This is a genomic window from Acinetobacter sp. UBA3132 (genome assembly GCF_002364825.1).
GTDB lineage: Bacteria > Pseudomonadota > Gammaproteobacteria > Pseudomonadales > Moraxellaceae > Acinetobacter > Acinetobacter schindleri.
The window spans coordinates 19549-38170 of record NZ_DEZM01000140.1 but is presented as its reverse complement, the minus strand read 5'-3'; the positions used below and the strand labels follow the sequence as shown (position 1 = coordinate 38170).

Below are 18622 nucleotides of genomic sequence, written 5' to 3'. Positions count from 1 at the left end.
ACACCACCTTCAGTCGATGCCATAAAGGTAATGCGACGAGTTGAACGGTCTACCACAGCACCCAGATAAAGTTCACGCTCTACCGGATAAACATCTTCAGAGACCAGAATGCTGTTGACTGGTTGACCATTGGCATCGGTTTGATAAGTCACTAAACGTGAGCCAATAATTTGATTGGCATATTCAGCGGCTTCGTCGGCAGATTTAACTACCTTTACCCCACCCGCCTTACCACGCCCCCCGGCATGCACCTGGGCTTTTAATACGGCAAATTTTCCGCCCAGCTGTTGAAAAGCCTGCACTGTTTCTTCAGCATTTGTCGCAAGAATACCTTCCTGAACTGGCATGCCATATTTTTTTAATAACGCTTTTGCTTGATACTCATGTAAATTCATTGATTGACCTTTTACTACTTTTTCACTTTGTTATTACTGCGTCCAATATCCTGTGGCGCTGCAACATCGATATTGGAATTTATTAAAACGATGTTTTGATTCTTATCTTTATTTTTAGATGATTATTCATACAAAAACAACCACCAAATGTAAAAGAGCGGCCGGAGCCGCTCTTTTTTAGATTATTTACGCTTACGCTGGATCGCGTGAATTGCACGACCATCCACTGCCAGAGCAGCTTCATGTACGACTTCAGAGAAAGTTGGGTGACCGAAAGTCATCAACTGTAGGTCTTCTACTGAAGATACAAATTCAAGTGCGATCATACCTTGATGAACGATGTCAGACGCAGCAGGTCCGATCACGTGCATACCAAGTAGGCGATCCGTTTTCGCATCAGCAACAAACTTCACGAAACCAGCATTTTCGCCAGCAGCCATTGCACGGCCGTTCGCAGCGAAACCGAATTGACCAGTTTTCACCTCAATGCCTTTTTCTTTCGCTTGCTCTTCTGTTAAACCTACCCACGCCGCTTCTGGATGTGTGTAAATTACAGAAATGATCGTGTCGTAGTTGACTTGCGCAGCGTGACCGTGAATACGTTCAACTGCCATTACGCCTTCTTCCATTGCTTTATGTGCAAGCATTGGACCACGCACCAAGTCACCAATTGCATATACGCCTTCAACAGAAGTTGCACACCAATCGTTTACTTCAACTAAACCACGTTCAGTCAATTTAATGCCTGAATCTTCAGCCAATAGACCTTCAGCATAAGCACGACGACCTACACAAACGATCAACTTGTCGAAAGTTTGAGTTTTGTCTTCGCCACCTTGAGTGTACTGAACAGTAACTTCACGGCCGTTAACTTCAGTACCAGATACTTTCGCACCAACACGGATATCCAGACCTTGTTTAGTCAATACTTTTTGATAGTCTTTTGCCAATGCTTTATCAGCCATTGGTAAGAATGCATCCATTGCTTCAAATACAACAACTTCAGCACCCAGACGACGCCATACTGAACCAAGTTCAAGACCGATTACACCTGCACCAATTACACCTAAACGCTTAGGCACTTCTGGGAATTCAAGCGCACCAGTTGAGTCTACGATCAGGTCTTGATCTACAGGAGCAACTGGAATATTGACTGGTACAGAACCAGTTGCAAGAATCACGTATTTAGGTTCTAAAACTTGAGTTTCGCCTTCATGTGAAACAAACTCAACTTTTTTACCAGCAAGTAATTTACCAGTACCTTTTAACCATTCAACGCCATTGCCTTTAAGCAGACCGTCGATACCCATGGTCAATTGGTTTACGATTTTATCTTTACGCGCAAGCATTTTAGACAAATCAAATGCGACTTCGCCAGTCGTAATACCGTGATCATCTAAGTGATGAACAGTATCTTCATAACGATGAGAAGAATCCAAAAGTGCCTTAGAAGGGATACAACCTACGTTTAAGCAAGTACCGCCTAAAGAAGGTTTACCTTTGTGAATACGTTTTTCGATACACGCAACTTTAAAACCAAGTTGAGCTGCACGAATAGCAGCTTCATAGCCGCCTGGACCACCACCGATTACAACTAAATCAAACTGAGACATTTGTATCTCCAAAAACGAGTTCAAAGGATCGCTTCGAACTCGCTCTGATTATTCTTAAAAACTAAAATTATAGATCAAGGATAAGACGTGCTGGCTCTTCTAACAATTCTTTGATTGTTACAAGGAAACCTACAGCTTCTTTACCATCGATTAGACGGTGGTCATAAGAAAGCGCTAGGTACATCATTGGCAAGATTTCAACTTGACCATTCACTGCCATAGGACGTTCCTGGATTTTATGCATACCCAGAATCGCAGTTTGAGGCGTGTTCAAGATTGGAGTTGAAAGCAATGAACCGAAAGTACCACCGTTGGTAATTGTGAAAGTACCACCAGTCATGTCTTCAATTGCAAGTTTACCTTCACGTGCCTTACCAGCATATGCACGGATACCATTTTCAACTTCAGCATAGTTCATGCGGTCTGTATCACGAAGTACAGGAACCACCAGACCACGGTCAGAAGAAACCGCTACACCGATGTCATAGTAACCATGGTAAACGATGTCGTCACCATCGATAGACGCATTCACTGCTGGGTAGCGTTTAAGCGCTTCAGTCGCTGCTTTAACGAAGAATGACATAAAGCCAAGACGCGCACCATGACGTTTTTCAAACGCATCTTTGTACTGGTTACGCATTTCCATGATTGGTTTCATGTTTACTTCGTTGAACGTAGTCAACATTGCTGTTTCTTGAGTCGCAGCAAGCAGACGTTCAGCAACACGTTTACGAAGACGAGTCATCGGAACGCGTTTTTCAATACGTTCACCAACTGCAACGCTTAACGGTGCAGCAGCAGGAGCCGCTGGTTTCGCTTGGTGGCTTGCAACATCTTCTTTTGTGATGCGACCGCCACGACCTGTACCAGATACGTCAGATGCAGCAATACCAGATTCAGTTAACGCTTTACGAACTGCAGGTGCTTGGTCTTGAACCTGTTGACGCTCAACGATCGGAGCATTACCTGCTTCAGTTTTCGCAGCTGCTTGTTCTACTGATGCTTCAGATTCAGATTGAACTGCTTGAGTTTGCGCAGCACCAGAAACAGCACCTTCTTCGAATTGTGCAATCACTTCAGCAGAAAGCACTGTGTCGCCTTCATTTTTGATGATTGATGCAATTGTACCGTCAGCAGGAGCAACAACTTCTAAAACAACTTTATCAGTCTCAATATCACAGATCACTTCATCACGTGATACTGCTTCACCTGGTTGCTTGTGCCAAGTTGCGATCGTGCCGTCCGCAACTGACTCTGGAAATACCGGTGCTTTAATTTCGGTTGCCATTACTTAGAATCTCCTGGATTATTCAGCATCGATCGCTAGAGCGTCGTTAACGAGCTGAGCTTGTTGTTTTGCATGCAAATATGGTGAACCACACGCCGGTGCAGCAGAAGCTTCACGGCCAGCGTAGCTAATACGAACCTGTTTACCAGACTTCATCACGTCGTCATACAGACGTGGCGCGATGAACAGCCAAGCACCTTGGTTCTTCGGTTCCTCTTGAGCCCAAACCAGCTCTTTCAGGTTTGGATACTGAGCAAGAACTTCAGCAAGACGTGCTTCTGGGTACGGATACAATTGTTCAATACGAACGATCGCGGTATTGTTCAATTCTTTTTCACGACGTTTTTCAACTAGGTCGTAGTAAACCTTACCACCACACAGCACCAGACGAGTTACGTCTGATTTGTTGATGTTATCTACTTCATCGATCACAGTCTGGAATGTGCCGCTTGCAAGTTCATCAAGGTTAGACACAGCTAACTTGTGACGCAGTAATGATTTTGGCGACATGATGATCATTGGCTTACGGATTGGGCGAATTGCCTGACGACGTAATGCATGGAAGATCTGTGCAGGTGTAGTTGGAGTCATCACTTGCATGTTGTCTTCTGCACATAACTGCAGGAAGCGCTCAAGACGTGCAGATGAATGCTCTGGACCTTGACCCTCGAAGCCGTGTGGCAGAAGCATAGTCAGACCACACACACGTTCCCACTTGGTTTCACCAGATGAGATGAACTGGTCGATCACAACCTGTGCACAGTTCGCGAAGTCACCAAACTGAGCTTCCCAGATGATCAAGCTCTTAGGAAGAGTCGTCGCATAGCCGTATTCAAATGCCAATACTGCCATTTCAGACAATAATGAATCATAGATCGCAACGCGTGGCTGATTCTCTTTGATATGACAAAGTGGAATATAGGTTGAGCCATCTACCTGGTTATGCAGTTTTGCATGACGGTGTGAGAAGGTACCGCGACCCACGTCTTCGCCAGTTAAACGAACCAAGTAGCCATCGTCTAGAAGCGATGCATAGGCTAGAGTTTCAGCAGCACCCCAGTTCAGTGGCATTTCACCAGTCTGCATTTTCAGACGGTCATCAATCACTTTAGAAACCTGACGCTGCATCACGAAGCCTTCTGGAAGCTCGCGCATTTTACGACCAAGTTCTTTAAGACGTTCTAGATCACAAGTTGTATCCCACTCGTCTGTGTAGTCGTGACCTAAGTACGGAGACCAGTCTACGAACATTTTCTTGTTCGGCTCTAACACCAAGGCATTGGCAACGTGTTTACCTGCTTCAAGATCAGATCGATAGTTTTCAACCATTTGATCTGCAGTTGCGCGGTCAAGGATCCCTTCTTGCACAAGTTTGTCAGCATACAAAGTACGAGTCGTCGCTTTCTTGTTGATGACTTGGTACATCATTGGCTGAGTTGCAGCCGGTTCATCCGCTTCGTTGTGACCACGACGACGGTAACAGAACATGTCGATAACAACATCTTTACGGAAAGTATGACGGAAATCATGTGCAAGCTGAGCAACAAACAATACAGCTTCCGGATCATCACCATTGACATGGAAGATCGGTGCCTGAATCATTTTCGCGATGTCAGTACAGTATTCTGTAGAACGTGCATCACGTGGATCAGAAGTGGTGAAACCAACCTGGTTATTCACAACAATGTGCACTGTACCACCAACGGTGTAACCACGCGTTTGCGACATCTGGAAGGTTTCCTGGTTGACACCTTGACCTGCAAATGCTGCATCACCGTGAACGATGATTGGTAATACGTCATCACCACCGATGTCTTTACGACGTACCTGACGAGCACGTACCGAACCTTCAACTACCGGTCCAACGATTTCAAGGTGTGATGGGTTAAACGCCAATGCCAAGTGTACTTCGCCACCTGGAGTCATCACGTTAGACGAGAAACCTTGGTGATACTTAACGTCACCAGAACCTTTCTTATGAAGAGATTTACCTTCGAATTCGCCAAACAGGTCAGCCGGGTTTTTACCCATGATGTTAACCAGAAGGTTCAGACGGCCACGGTGTGGCATACCGATTACAACTTCTTTACAGCCAACAGAACCTGCACGTTGAATCACTGCATCAACCATCGGAATGAAAGACTCACCGCCTTCAACACCGAAACGTTTTGCACCAACGAATTTGTTACCTAAGTATTTTTCCAAGCCTTCTGCTGCAGTCAAACGCTCAAGTACATGTTTTTTCTGTTGTGTGTTGAAACCAAACTGGCCACGTGCACCTTCAAGACGTTGTTGAATCCAACGTTTTTCCTTGGTGTCAACGATGTGCATGTATTCTGAACCAACAGTACCGCAGTATGTAGACTCTAATGCAGCAAGAATTTCAGCAAGCGTTGCTTCTTCTTTACCGATTGCAAGATTACCAGTATTGAATACCGTGTCTAAATCAGACTTGGTTAACCCATGCGCATCCAGTTCTAAGTCAAATGCTTGTTCGCGTTTTGCAAGACCTAATGGATCTAATTTGGCTTTCTGGTGACCACGGTTACGATAAGCCGCAATGAGTTGTAATACGCCAATTTGACGACGCTCGTGATCAGAACTTACTGTCGCTTGAATGACAGGCTGAACACGGCTTGAATTACGACCTAACAGTAGGAATTGCTCACGTACATTGCTGTGTGGTTGGTCACCTTTAGGGAACTTACCGAAGTATTCCTGCCAGTCAGCACCCACTGAGTCTGGAGCGGTCAGATACTGCTCATAAAGTTCTTCAATATACGCTGCACTATCAGCGCTAAGTTCAGTGTCAAGACGCAGAGCGTCAGCAACTTCTTGCATTTGTGGACCCATTTCCTATTGCAAAAACATTTTCAGGATGCTTTTTAAGCAAAACCCAGGATTAGTAATGTCAAATTGGTAAGATGACATTAGTCCCCCATAAGGCATAAGCCATGAGGCGCTATCACCACACCAAGAGCAACTCTTGATATGTTTAATGAACAATAACGCCCCTCAGCGGCATCATCACTCATCGAATACCCGATAAAAACCGAGCAATTTTTTTGCAAATCGACTTAGAAAAAACAAAGGCTTAAGCTGTATTTTTTCTAAAGCGACTCTGACTTACCTTTATATACCAGTCGTAGGTTTTTCCGTGTTTAAAAAGTGTACATTAATCCTTACATTTTTTGGATATAGTCTTATGCTAAATGCTATCACGATCTCGACTAATCAATTGATTTTTTTGACGAGAAATGTGTGTTTTTTAGTCAAATACATCAACCATAAATTACTCTAACATAGGGAGCTTTAAATGAAAAACACAATCTCCGTAGACTAAAGTCCTACATCCATCCACCATACCACTGATAAACAAAAAGAGAGTAAATCTTCCAATCCACTCCCTTTGCAATCTTGCGTTATATAATAACATTATCGGGAATCTTTTTCAGGTCAGTTTTACATCTAAAAATCATAAATAAATCGAACTACATCATATTAGGGCACAAACCTGAGCAAAATGCTCTGAAATGATTCATCACCCTTTATGATTGCACCAGAGCTCCTGCTGATAACACTTGCTTTTCAATTAGTCTTCCCCTTTTCAGCGCCCCTATAAAGCAAAAAGCACACCAAGTGGTGTGCTTTTTGACAAACTGTTATTCGCAGTCTGAATTAGCCAGCCATATCTAGAAGCATGTTACGGATGTGACCGATTGCTTTGGTAGGGTTCAAGCCTTTAGGACATACAGATACACAGTTCATGATGCCTTTACAACGGAACAGCGAGAATGGGTCGTCAAGACGAGCCAAACGCTCTTGAGTTGCTGTATCACGTGAGTCAATGATGAAGCGGTAAGCATTCAACAATGCTGAAGGACCCAAGAACTTGTCAGGGTTCCACCAGAATGACGGACATGAAGTTGAACAGCATGCACAAAGAATACATTCATACAGACCATCAAGATGTTCACGTTCTTCAGGAGACTGCAGACGCTCTTTAGGCGGTGCAGGCTGATTGTTGATCAGGAACGGATGAATTTTGTTGTACTGATCGTAGAACTGATTCATGTCTACAACAAGGTCTTTAACTACTGGAAGACCTGGCAGTGGACGGATTGTGATTGTTTCTGGTAAATCATTCAGGTTCCACAGACATGCAAGACCGTTTTTACCATTGATGTTTACACCATCAGAACCACAAATACCTTCACGACATGAGCGACGGAACGTTAAAGATTCGTCTTGTACTTTTAATGCCAGAAGTGCATCAAGCAACATACGGTGCTTGTCAGTCAATTCCAGTTTAAAAGTTTGCATGTACGGTGCTGCATCCTTATCAGGATCGTAGCGGTAGATATTAAATGTACGAGTACCTCTACTCATCTTACTTCTCCGAATTAGAATGTACGTGGTTTAGGTGGAATTGCATCAACCGACAATGGACGGTAACGCACTGGCTTATACTCAAGACGGTTGTCCGCAGAGAACCATAATGTGTGCTTCATCCACTCATCATCACGACGACCGTATGGGTATGCAGGATGGTCAGGAGACTCTTCAAAGTCTACTACCGTATGTGCACCACGGCATTCTTTACGCGCTGCAGCTGAAATTAGAGTCGCTTTAGCAACTTCATACAAGTTTTCAACTTCAAGTGCTTCAATACGTGCTGTGTTGAATACTTTAGATTTGTCTTTCAAGTGAATGTTGCGCACGCGCGGTTCAATTGCAAGAATCTGTTTCACACCTTCTTCAAGAAGTGCAGATGTACGGAATACACCAGCGTGGTCTTGAACGATGTCACGAATCGCATCAGCAACTTCTTGAGCATTTTCACCTGTCGTTGATTCGTCAAGTTTACGAATACGTGCAACAGTTTGCTCAAGTACAGTGGTAGGAAGCGGTTCATATTCATCACCGTGGTGTTTAGTCACATAATCGATGATGTGCTGACCGGCAGCCTTACCAAATACAACCAAGTCAAGCAGTGAGTTTGTACCTAGACGGTTTGCACCATGTACAGATACACAAGAACATTCACCAATCGCATAGAAACCTTTCACTGGTTTAGTGAAGTTACGGCCTTCTTGGTTAGTAGAGTATGTATCAGTGTTTTTGTCGTAGTGAGTAACCAGTGCTTCAGTTTCCGGAGACTCTGGAACAACAACCTGACCATGAATATTCGTAGGAATACCACCCATTTGGTAATGGATTGTTGGTACTACAGGAATTGGCTCTTTAGTGATGTCAACGTTCGCGAATTTCTTACCAATCTCAAATACAGATGGAAGACGTTTCATGATGGTATCCGCACCCAGGTGCGTCATATCAAGAAGGATATAATCACCTTTAGGACCACAGCCACGACCTTCTTTGATCTCTTGGTCCATAGAACGTGATACGAAGTCACGTGGTGCCAAGTCTTTCAAAGTTGGAGCATAACGTTCCATGAACGGTTCGCCATCTTTGTTACGAAGGATTGCACCTTCACCACGACAACCTTCAGTTAGCAATACGCCTGCGCCCGCAACACCTGTAGGGTGGAACTGCCAGAATTCCATATCTTGTAATGGAATACCTGCACGAGCTGCCATACCAAGACCGTCACCAGTATTGATATACGCGTTAGTAGATGCACGGTAAACACGACCCGCACCACCCGTAGCAAATAGAGTAGCTTTCGCCTGGAATACTGCAATTTTACCAGTTTCCTGATCGATAGCAGTTACACCCAATACATCGCCAGCTTCGTTACGGATCAAATCAAGTGCGATCCATTCTACGAAGAATTGTGTACCCATTTTCACGTTGCTTTGATAAAGCGTATGAAGAAGTGCGTGACCTGTACGGTCAGCTGCAGCACATGCACGAGGAACCGCTTTTTCACCGTAGTTTGCAGAGTGACCACCGAATGGACGTTGGTAAATCGTACCGTCTGCGTTACGGTCAAATGGCATACCTAAATGTTCTAATTCATATACCACTTGAGGTGCTTCACGCGTCATAAACTCGATCGCGTCCTGGTCACCTAACCAGTCAGAACCTTTAACTGTGTCATAGAAGTGGTAGTGCCAGTTATCTTCTTGCATATTACCAAGAGATGCACCAATACCACCCTGTGCCGCAACAGTGTGTGAACGTGTCGGGAATACTTTAGTCAGTACAGCAACTTTTAAACCAGCTTGAGCAAGTTGGTAAGATGCACGCATACCTGAACCACCGCCACCCACGATGACAGCATCGAAAGTTTCATGTGGAATATTTGTGTAATCTTCTTTAGGGTTAATTGCGCCCATGATCTCTTCCTATCAAGCCCAGAAAATCTGGATTGCCCAGATTGCGTATGCTAATACAGCGATAATCACTGCTGAAGTCAATACAATGCGTAAACCTGATGCTGATGGACCCATTTGACGAGTAGTCACATAGTCAGTGAAAACCTGCCACATGCCAATCCATGCGTGTGCAACAAGAGAGAATACTGCCAATAAAGACAAAATCTTCATTGGTGTAGTCATCATAAAGCCGTACCACTGTTCAAAGTTGAAGCCACCATTCAGTAGAATCCAACCCAAAACGATAACAGTATACACAGCTAGAACCACTGCACTCACACGTTGAAGAAACCAATCGCGAGAACCTGAACCCGTTAAACCAGTAGCACTTTTCATTAGAGTACGATCCATACAAATGCTGCAACAATACCGATCGCAGACAAGATTAATGAAATAGTAGCTGCAGTACGGCCGCTTTGCAGTTCTTCTGCAACGCCAACATCTGCAAGTAAGTGCTTAATACCAGTAAACGTATGATAGATTAAGCCGGCTACAAATACCCATACAACAAAACGCACGATGAAACCGTTAAAGATTTCTTGCACTTGAGCAAAACCTTCAGGCGAAGACAATGACTTGTCTAAAATCCATAAAAGGACCGGTACGAGTAAGAATACGATCACACCAGAAAGACGGTGTAGAATTGATGCAATAGCCACAGGTGATTTTAAGTTTACTTCTAAAACTTGACCCATGGACAAATTGACAGGTCTGTTGCTTTTCACAGCGGGCATCCTGTAGTTAAAAACTCCATCCGGAGTTTGTTGGAATTAATTCGAAGGAAAGCTGGCATTGATTAGGCAAATACATGCCTAAACGTAAAACGACACTGAATTATAAAACGCTCACTATCAAAATACAAACAACTCTCATAAGCTTTTTGGCTAAAAATCCTTTAAATAAGAATCATTAACAATAAGATTAATCTGCAATAATTTTATAATTGCCTTCAATCAATACTTATATATATGTTTTTAAATAATAAAGCCGATTAATTTAGTCCGATATGGATATATATTAGAAACATCTGTTCTTTAGACTAAAGGTGAAGATTCAAGCACTTAGTGCTCGATTGAAAATATCACTCAAACTATACAGAACCCTCTATTTTTTAAAGATTTACGATAAGCCAAATGGTGAATACAAAACTATCTTTATAATAGTTGAATGAATACGTCACTTAGGCAGATAAAACGCATTTCAGTACCACTTTATGCTATTCAACTTAAAAATGTGAAACAGGTCTCCAAATAAATCAAATTAGCATGATTTAATCGAGCAAAAATAAGTCATTTTTTAATCAAACAGACATTTCCAAATATTCTATTAAGTGCTTTTATTTATAAGACCTGACAAAAACTACCAACCCTTGAAAAAGCTGTAAGTAGTGAAATTTATATAGTTTTAGCCACTTTATCATTATAAACCTAATCATTTTAAACACTTTTTTACGATTAAAAGATGATGATTATTGCTGCAAACAATGCATTTTTTTCTGCACCTCCTGCATGTTTTATCTTATTATAGCGCGTTGATGCTGTGATTTTAATAAAGCTTTTTATACAGAGATTATGTGACTAAGCCGCTGTGTAACGTCATTTTTTATCCATAAGTATAATTGACAAAATTTCAGTACTCACTAATCTTATAGCAAATTTTTGATCCGTCCGTTTTGTACATTAAAAGATTGATAGACAACTCGGATAAACATTCACCAGGACAGGAGATCTATTGAATGTCTGAAGCAACTGGCAAGAAAGCCGTTTTACAGCTTGATGGCAAAGAAATTGAATTACCAATTTACAGCGGCACATTGGGCCCAGATGTAATCGACGTTAAAGATGTGTTGGCTGCAGGTCACTTTACTTTTGATCCTGGTTTTATGGCAACAGCTGCATGCGAGTCTAAAATCACTTTCATCGATGGTAATAAAGGTGTTCTTTTACACCGTGGCTACCCAATTGACCAGTTAGCAACTAAAGCTGATTACCTAGAAACTTGCTACTTACTTCTTAATGGCGAGCTTCCAACAGCTGAGCAAAAAGAAGAATTCGACGCTAAAGTTCGTAACCACACTATGGTTCACGATCAAGTAAGCCGCTTCTATAACGGTTTCCGTCGTGATGCTCACCCTATGGCAATCATGGTTGGTGTTGTTGGTGCGTTGTCTGCGTTCTATCACAATAATCTGGACATCGAAGATGTTAACCATCGTGAAATCACTGCGATTCGTTTAATCGCTAAGATTCCTACTTTGGCAGCTTGGAGCTACAAATACACTGTTGGTCAACCATTCGTTTACCCACGTAACGATTTGACTTACGCTGAAAACTTCCTGTACATGATGTTTGCTACTCCAGCAGACCGTGACTACAAAGTAGATCCAATCCTTGCGAAAGCAATGGACCGTATCTTCACACTTCACGCTGACCACGAACAAAATGCTTCTACTTCTACAGTACGTTTAGCTGGTTCTACTGGCGCTAACCCATATGCATGTATCGCTGCTGGTATCTCTGCACTTTGGGGTCCTGCTCACGGTGGTGCGAACGAAGCTGTTCTTAAGATGCTGGATGAAATCGGCACTGTAGAAAACGTTGCTGGCTTCATGGAAAAAGTGAAAACTAAAGAAGTTAAACTCATGGGCTTCGGTCACCGTGTGTACAAAAACTTCGATCCACGTGCGAAAGTAATGAAAGAAACTTGTGACGAAGTTCTTGGTGCTCTTGGCATCAACGATCCACAGCTTGCTCTTGCTATGGAACTTGAACGTATCGCGCTTTCTGACGAATACTTCATCAAACGTAACCTTTACCCTAACGTAGACTTCTACTCAGGTATCATCCTTAAAGCGATTGGTATCCCAACAGAAATGTTTACTGTGATCTTTGCGCTTGCACGTACAGTGGGCTGGATCAGCCACTGGTTAGAAATGCACAGCGGTCCTTACAAGATCGGTCGTCCTCGTCAGCTTTATACTGGCGAAACTCAACGCGATATCGCTCGTTAATTCGAATCGCGTCGAAAGACCCAAAAAACCGCCCTTTCGGGCGGTTTTTTATGGGCAATGAAAATATTAAGCACAGCAGCAAATAAAAAGTTGAGATTATTGTCTTAAATAGAATGATAAAGATGCTTACAAATCCAAGCCTATAATCCCGTTATAATCAGGTCATCCTGACTATTCATAAATACTATGCCCTACCGTTTTTTAGTCCTGCTGTTAAGACTGATCCGATTTCCACAATTTAAATGCCGTCAGCTGACTGTGGGCGAAATCCAGATGTGCCGTTCAGTGTTTGGAGACCGGATTGATTACGGCAAGGTGCATGTTATGAACCATCCTTTCCTGCCGTGGCAACCCAAGCATATTCTGATGGCACCTAGTGGATATATTCATGTACGCAATGCACTTTTTAAAGATGATTATTCCAAAGAGACTGCAAGTTATCGTGCAGTGTTTATTCATGAGATGACGCATATTTTCCAGCATCAGCATGGCATTAATGTGGTATTGCGTGGCGCGATATTACAAACCGCTTATTTTTTGAGTTTTGGCCGCTATAATCCTTATCAATACTCCTATATTCCCGGCAAGTCTTTCTGGACCTACAATATTGAGCAGCAAGGTGATATTGCACGTGATATTTATCTTCAAAAGCTGCCAAATATCATTCAGGAAACGGATTAGAGAGTAATATATTAAAATTTTTATATATAAATCTTTTCGCCTTGGCCAGGCAGATTCGATACAAAACAATATGTGATCCCTTTATTTTTAATCATCCAGTTGCATTTCAACAATAAATCTATGCAAACAACGCTAGCATCTGCTTCAAATTTCGATAGAATAACTCTTGTATGATATTTTATTTCCAAAAATGAGATTAGGTATCAAGCTTTTATTATTGTGTTTATGTTTCTCGCCATTTGGCATTATGTAAGTACCAGATTGCATTCGGCTAAATAACTATAATTTTAAACAATAGCCGATTAGTGCAAAAAATCTATCAGGATTAGGATTTAGTTGGAATGAAAAGTTTTAAAATTGCCCTTGCTCAATTCTCTCCACATGTTGGCAATATCGATGCAAATACGCAAAAAATGATCGAACAGGCCAATCTGGCTAAAAAAGGCAATGCTGACCTGATTATCTTTCCAGAACTTTCGACTCTGGGCTACCCTGCAGATGACTTGATTCTGCGTCCAAGCTTGACTAAACGTACCCAACAGGCATTTGATCAACTGGCACAAGTCAAAGATATCGTAATGGTCTTTGGCTTTGTCAACCAGACTGAAGATGGTCAGCGTTTTAACTCTGCTGCAGTGATGAAAGACGGTCAGGTATTGGGAATTTATAACAAGCAGACTTTACCAAACTATGCTGTATTTGATGAGAAGCGTTATTTTAATGAAGGTCATCAACACTTGGTATTTGAATACCTCGGTCATAAATTTGGAGTACTGATCTGCGAAGATGTATGGTCTCTGAATGTTGTTCAACAGCTGGCTCAGCTGAATGTTGATACTGTGGTGGTACTGAACTCTTCTCCATATGAAGTCGGTAAGCCACAGCACCGTATTGAAACCATGGCAGCTTTGGTTAAACAGCTCAATATCAACCTGGTATATTGCAACCAGGTCGGCGGTCATGATGATCTTGTTTTTGACGGTACGAGTTTCGTACTGAATAAATCTGGTGAAGTTGCGCTGCAAGCAGCAAGTTTCCAGGAAAATCTATCTATTGCTGAATATGATGCAACTAACCTTGCGTTTAGCAAAACCAGCATTACCCCTACTCTTGACACCATGGCAGAGATCTATCAAAGCCTGGTCATGGCAACACGCGATTATGTACAACGTTCTGGCTTCCCGGGTGTAATTCTGGGTCTGTCTGGTGGCATTGATTCTGCCTTGACACTTGCGATTGCTGTAGATGCCATCGGTGCAGATAAAGTACAAGCGGTAATGATGCCTTACACCTATACGGCTCAGATCAGTGTGGAAGATGCAGCTGAACAGGCGAAAACACTGGGCGTGACTTTTGGTATTGCCGAGATCAACCCGATCGTAAATGGCTTCCTGCAAACCCTGTATCCGTTCTTCGGTGATGCTCCAGTGGATGCAACTGAAGAAAATCTGCAGGCTCGTTCACGTGGCACACTATTGATGGCTTTGTCGAATAAATTTGGCAACCTGGTACTATCGACGGGCAATAAATCAGAAGTAGCCGTGGGTTATTGCACTCTGTACGGTGACATGGTTGGTGGCTTCTCAGTACTGAAAGATGTGTATAAGACTATTGTGTTTGAACTGGCGAAATACCGTAACAGTATTGCAGACAAACCAGTGATTCCTGAGCGTGTGATTACCCGTCCACCTTCGGCAGAATTACGCCCAGATCAGGTCGATCAGGATTCATTACCTCCATATGAAGTATTGGATGCAATCCTTTACTCTTATATCGAAGAAGACATGAGTCAGGATGACATCATTGAGAAAGGCTTTGAGGAAGAAGTGGTAAAACGTGTGATTCGTCTGGTTGACGTGAATGAATATAAACGTCGTCAAGGTGCGATAGGTCCTCGTATCAGCTCACGTGCTTTCAGCCGCGAACGTCGCTACCCAATCGTAAATGGATGGAAAGCGGGTATCTGATTAACCCTGTTTATTCAGAAAAACGCCCAAGTCCGCTTAGGCGTTTTTTTATTGGTAGTGATTTAAGATAAATGTATAACTCAAATATATTAATAAGTTGGCGCTGGAAAATTTAAATTAACAAGAATAGTGCAACAATTTTATAGGCTTGACTATATTTATTTGACACAAAAAAAGAGACCAAGCTGAGAGCTTGGTCTATAAAAATGGTGGCTATGACGAGACTTGAACTTGTGACCCCCGCATTATGAGTGCGGTGCTCTAACCAACTGAGCTACATAGCCGTAAACTGTGTGCGCATTATCGTAACTTCCGCATTCCCCGTCAAGCATTTTAACTCACAAATGTTCAGTCTTTAGGCAAATGCGTGTATTTGCATCAAACTTTAACCAAAATCAGTTTTTATTATTTATTTCACGTATTAATATGAATTTTAAAGCCGTTTTAAGTTACTCAGATATGATTAAAACTAAAATTCTCTTGACCATTTCTACGGCATTCAGCCTGAGTGCCTGCCAATTGATTTCACCACTGGTGGTGGACTATAACGGTGTACGCCGTGATGTTGCACATTGGATTAATAATCATCAATTTATGAGCATGCAACAAAAACGAAGTTTGGTTCAACTGAGTAAAGCACAGCAAAAACTGAAGCATTTTGCTGAATATGATGCAACTGAACAAATGAAAGTTACCCAAGAAAATCAAATTGCCCTGCATTGTGCACGCATACATATTACAGAATCCAAAATCTCCCAACTCCAACAACAAATTTATGGATCAGCCAATGCCTCTATTCAACAACAGTATCAACGGCTCGCATCAAAATTTAAAATAGATACGACACAAATTCAATGTGAATAATGCAGATGATCTATTAGGTGCGACCTTAGTCTGACAGCTTGAAGCATTTAAAATTCAAACGAATTTATAGTTTATTATTTTTAATATAAAACAATAGTTTATAAAAAATATTTTTACTAAACCATTATTTAACCATATGGATTTACTTGGTTTTATTTTAACCTAATTAGCGTTATTATTTAAAAAATACCATGCCTGACGGATCATAGGCATTGTTTAAAATTTTTATAATACCCATAAATACATGTGGAGAATGATCATGGCTTTTCAACATATTTTAGTTCCAATTGATGGTTCAGAAACGGCTTATGCTGCGGTAGATCAGGCAGTACAACTGGCGAAAACTTTTAACGGTAAAATCACTGTAGTTCAGGTGATGACCTTAGACCCTTATATTGCGGCTGAATACATTACCGCAGCACAAACCAATGATTTAATTGAACGTGCACGTACTGCAATCCAGCAAAACCTGGATGAAGCGAAAAAACGTTTTGAAACAGCTGGTGTACAGGTAGATACCCAGTTGCTGGAAGGTCAGGTGGTAAATACCGAGATTGCCAAAGCAGCAAAAACTTTAGGTGCCGACCTGATTGTGATTGGATCACATGGCCGTACCGGGTTCAAGAAATTCTTCCTTGGCAGTGTAGCTCAAAGCATTCTAGGACAGTCCGATGTTCCAGTGCTTGTGGTTCGTGGTCAGGCATAAATTATTATTTTATCCTCTTCAAAATACCTTATGTACACATGGGGTATTTTTATTGGATGCTGCCATCCCATTGGTAAAGTTTCAGATTAATTTTACCCTTAATAACTGCAACGCCTTCTTCTAGTAATTTACCTGCCTGAATGTTCATTCCCTGTTCATCCAGTTTTTGCACACTGATTTTGCCTTGCGAACTAACGACGCGATGCCAAGGCAGATCAGATGCTTCATCCATCTCTCTCAGTACCCGTCCAACCAGACGTGCATGGCGTGGCAATCCTGCAAGCTGGGCCAGCTGACCATAGCTAGCAACTTTTCCTTGAGGGATTAATGCAATCACACCAAGAATCATTCGGGCAAGTTCATCACTGGGTTTGGCTGGCATTTTCAATATATCCATTTAAGCTGCTTTGATCATAATATTTGGATTCAAACTCACCAAGTTAATATCTAGGAAATAAAAAAGAGAATCCAAAAATTCTCTTTTTTTAAATCAAAATTATTTTAGAAGTTATCCGGACTTTCCAGACGTTTCACTTCATGCACTTTTTCAGGATTATGCACTGCTGCTACGCCATCTTCATCTTTTTCATCAATAAGGCTTTCAGGCTTGTACACCGTAATAATTTCATTGCCATTTGCATCTTCACCGATAATGTATTGAAAGCCTTTACGGTTCATTTTATGGCACATCCGCTGATACCAGCCCTTCCAGCCTTCTTTCTCTTCATTAGGATTATAATAAAAGGCATTCATTACAGCTGGTAAACCTAGACCACAAACCACACCGGATAACAGCACCACAATAAAGGTATAACCGACCAGAATACTGCTGTACTCTTTTAGTTGCGGAACATTGGCAACAGCCAGAATCAAAGCTAAAGAAATTCCACCACGGACACCACCCCAAGAGAGAATTGCAAGACTGCCGTTATAACGTTTTTTACGCAGATGTGGAAACATGGAAAAAGACAGGAAGTTTGCTGCGAAACGCACTACATGCAGAATAATAAAAGCCACGATTCCACCCAGAATCAGGCTAGTGCTTAAATCCAGAATAAACAGTTCAAGACCAATCAGGGTAAACAGGAAAGAGTTAATAATTCCTTCAACCGTATGCCAGAAATGGTTCACATCACCAATATCGGCATCTGCCAGAATTTCCTTCCATTTATTACCAACGATCAGGCCTCCAATCACACAGGCAATTGGTGCAGAAGCATGCGCTAGCAAGGCCACCAGATAGGAACCACAAGCCAGTAATGCAGTGGTTAGAATCAGGGATTCCATTTCATGTTTGCCGCGAAGAATGCGTAGGATTGCCCAACCGAATACCACGCCAATGAATACAGCCACCACAATTTCGTAGAGCAGTGTTTGCAGTACGCCCAATAAAGTAAAGTTCTCACCCTGTAATACATTCAAAAGCGTCATAAACAAGGCAATACACATCGCATCGTTAAACAATGACTCACCTTCCAGTTTTACCATTAAGTGATGCGGTGCACGAACTGAACTGAGCACCCCTTTAATTCCGATCGGGTCCGTTGCACCTAATGCTGCACCCAGTAATAGCAATACCAACAGATCAACATGCTTACCGATCAGGAACTGGTAACCATACAGGACTAGACCAAACAAGACTGCACAGATCACCAGCGCCAGACTGGCTAGAATTCCGATCGGACGCCAGTGATTGCGCAAATCGGAAACCTTAAATTTCAGCGCAGATGAGGTCAAAATAAAACAGATGACGCCGT

The 18622-nt window shown here is 42.2% G+C and carries 15 protein-coding genes and 1 tRNA gene; 5 read left to right on the top strand and 11 right to left on the bottom strand.

Annotation, left to right across the window (positions count from 1 at the left end):
• The 8 genes from B4033_RS07725 to sdhC all read right to left on the bottom strand — a co-directional run.
• Window positions 1–395: ATP-grasp domain-containing protein (locus B4033_RS07725; RefSeq protein ID WP_286832974.1), on the bottom strand; the 395-nt coding region annotated here is incomplete at its 3' end.
• Window positions 396–577: 182 nt separating this feature from the next.
• A complete protein-coding gene (gene lpdA / locus B4033_RS07720) occupies window positions 578–2008 on the bottom strand; it encodes a dihydrolipoyl dehydrogenase (RefSeq protein ID WP_286832973.1) in 1431 nt (476 codons plus the stop codon).
• Between the two features lie 67 nt (window positions 2009–2075).
• Window positions 2076–3296 carry a 2-oxoglutarate dehydrogenase complex dihydrolipoyllysine-residue succinyltransferase gene (gene odhB / locus B4033_RS07715; protein WP_103800602.1) on the bottom strand — a complete coding sequence of 407 codons (1221 nt, stop codon included), beginning with the start codon at window positions 3294–3296 and terminating at the stop codon, window positions 2076–2078.
• Between the two features lie 18 nt (window positions 3297–3314).
• Complete coding sequence (locus B4033_RS07710; RefSeq protein WP_008301892.1) at window positions 3315–6137, bottom strand: 2-oxoglutarate dehydrogenase E1 component; 2823 nt, start codon at window positions 6135–6137, stop codon at window positions 3315–3317.
• An 837-nt stretch (window positions 6138–6974) separates the two neighbouring features.
• On the bottom strand, window positions 6975–7685 hold the full coding sequence (locus B4033_RS07705) for a succinate dehydrogenase iron-sulfur subunit (protein ID WP_004810837.1): 711 nt from the start codon (window positions 7683–7685) through the stop codon (window positions 6975–6977).
• A 14-nt stretch (window positions 7686–7699) separates the two neighbouring features.
• A complete protein-coding gene (locus tag B4033_RS07700) occupies window positions 7700–9598 on the bottom strand; it encodes an FAD-binding protein (RefSeq protein WP_004810838.1) in 1899 nt (632 codons plus the stop codon).
• Window positions 9599–9610: 12 nt separating this feature from the next.
• Window positions 9611–9973 carry a succinate dehydrogenase, hydrophobic membrane anchor protein gene (gene sdhD / locus B4033_RS07695; RefSeq protein WP_004810840.1) on the bottom strand — a complete coding sequence of 121 codons (363 nt, stop codon included), beginning with the start codon at window positions 9971–9973 and terminating at the stop codon, window positions 9611–9613.
• Window positions 9973–10371 (bottom strand): succinate dehydrogenase, cytochrome b556 subunit, encoded by a 399-nt coding sequence (gene sdhC / locus B4033_RS07690; RefSeq protein ID WP_008301879.1) that lies wholly within the window; start codon window positions 10369–10371, stop codon window positions 9973–9975. Before sdhC ends, sdhD begins: the two co-directional genes overlap by 1 nt.
• 1001 nt (window positions 10372–11372) lie before the next feature.
• Here sdhC and gltA point away from each other — a divergent pair.
• The 3 genes from gltA (at window position 11373) to B4033_RS07675 (ending at window position 15295) form a co-directional block, all read left to right on the top strand.
• Entirely contained in the window at window positions 11373–12647 is a 1275-nt protein-coding gene (gene gltA / locus B4033_RS07685) for a citrate synthase (protein ID WP_008301877.1), read from the top strand.
• A gap of 186 nt (window positions 12648–12833) precedes the next feature.
• Window positions 12834–13328 carry a hypothetical protein gene (locus tag B4033_RS07680; protein ID WP_048882297.1) on the top strand — a complete coding sequence of 165 codons (495 nt, stop codon included), beginning with the start codon at window positions 12834–12836 and terminating at the stop codon, window positions 13326–13328.
• Between the two features lie 341 nt (window positions 13329–13669).
• Complete coding sequence (locus B4033_RS07675; RefSeq protein ID WP_048882296.1) at window positions 13670–15295, top strand: NAD+ synthase; 1626 nt, start codon at window positions 13670–13672, stop codon at window positions 15293–15295.
• Window positions 15296–15502: 207 nt separating this feature from the next.
• Here the strand turns inward: B4033_RS07675 and B4033_RS07670 are convergent.
• Window positions 15503–15579, bottom strand: a tRNA-Met gene (locus tag B4033_RS07670).
• A 79-nt stretch (window positions 15580–15658) separates the two neighbouring features.
• Between B4033_RS07670 and B4033_RS07665 the strand changes: the two genes are divergently transcribed.
• On the top strand, window positions 15659–16159 hold the full coding sequence (locus B4033_RS07665) for a hypothetical protein (RefSeq protein ID WP_312322903.1): 501 nt from the start codon (window positions 15659–15661) through the stop codon (window positions 16157–16159).
• A 259-nt stretch (window positions 16160–16418) separates the two neighbouring features.
• Window positions 16419–16865 carry a universal stress protein gene (locus tag B4033_RS07660; protein WP_004810852.1) on the top strand — a complete coding sequence of 149 codons (447 nt, stop codon included), beginning with the start codon at window positions 16419–16421 and terminating at the stop codon, window positions 16863–16865.
• Window positions 16866–16914: 49 nt separating this feature from the next.
• Here B4033_RS07660 and B4033_RS07655 read toward each other — a convergent pair whose 3' ends face one another.
• Together B4033_RS07655 and B4033_RS07650 are read right to left on the bottom strand one after the other, a co-directional pair.
• Entirely contained in the window at window positions 16915–17247 is a 333-nt protein-coding gene (locus B4033_RS07655; protein ID WP_076754878.1) for an MGMT family protein, read from the bottom strand.
• Window positions 17248–17366: 119 nt separating this feature from the next.
• The coding region (locus B4033_RS07650; RefSeq protein ID WP_286832968.1) for a cation:proton antiporter at window positions 17367–18622 on the bottom strand (1256 nt) is incomplete at its 5' end.

Excerpts from the sequence above, each read along its gene's own strand:
- B4033_RS07655 (WP_076754878.1), bottom strand. The coding sequence starts at position 17,247 with ATGCCAGCCAAACCCAGTGATGAACTTGCCCGAATGATTCTTGGTGTG.
- B4033_RS07665 (WP_312322903.1), top strand. The coding sequence starts at position 15,659 with ATGCGTGTATTTGCATCAAACTTTAACCAAAATCAGTTTTTATTATTT.
- sdhD (WP_004810840.1), bottom strand. The coding sequence starts at position 9,973 with ATGAAAAGTGCTACTGGTTTAACGGGTTCAGGTTCTCGCGATTGGTTT.
- B4033_RS07705 (WP_004810837.1), bottom strand. The coding sequence starts at position 7,685 with ATGAGTAGAGGTACTCGTACATTTAATATCTACCGCTACGATCCTGAT.
- B4033_RS07675 (WP_048882296.1), top strand. The coding sequence starts at position 13,670 with ATGAAAAGTTTTAAAATTGCCCTTGCTCAATTCTCTCCACATGTTGGC.
- lpdA (WP_286832973.1), bottom strand. The coding sequence starts at position 2,008 with ATGTCTCAGTTTGATTTAGTTGTAATCGGTGGTGGTCCAGGCGGCTAT.
- B4033_RS07700 (WP_004810838.1), bottom strand. The coding sequence starts at position 9,598 with ATGGGCGCAATTAACCCTAAAGAAGATTACACAAATATTCCACATGAA.
- sdhC (WP_008301879.1), bottom strand. The coding sequence starts at position 10,371 with ATGCCCGCTGTGAAAAGCAACAGACCTGTCAATTTGTCCATGGGTCAA.
- odhB (WP_103800602.1), bottom strand. The coding sequence starts at position 3,296 with ATGGCAACCGAAATTAAAGCACCGGTATTTCCAGAGTCAGTTGCGGAC.
- B4033_RS07660 (WP_004810852.1), top strand. The coding sequence starts at position 16,419 with ATGGCTTTTCAACATATTTTAGTTCCAATTGATGGTTCAGAAACGGCT.
- B4033_RS07680 (WP_048882297.1), top strand. The coding sequence starts at position 12,834 with ATGCCCTACCGTTTTTTAGTCCTGCTGTTAAGACTGATCCGATTTCCA.
- gltA (WP_008301877.1), top strand. The coding sequence starts at position 11,373 with ATGTCTGAAGCAACTGGCAAGAAAGCCGTTTTACAGCTTGATGGCAAA.
- B4033_RS07710 (WP_008301892.1), bottom strand. The coding sequence starts at position 6,137 with ATGCAAGAAGTTGCTGACGCTCTGCGTCTTGACACTGAACTTAGCGCT.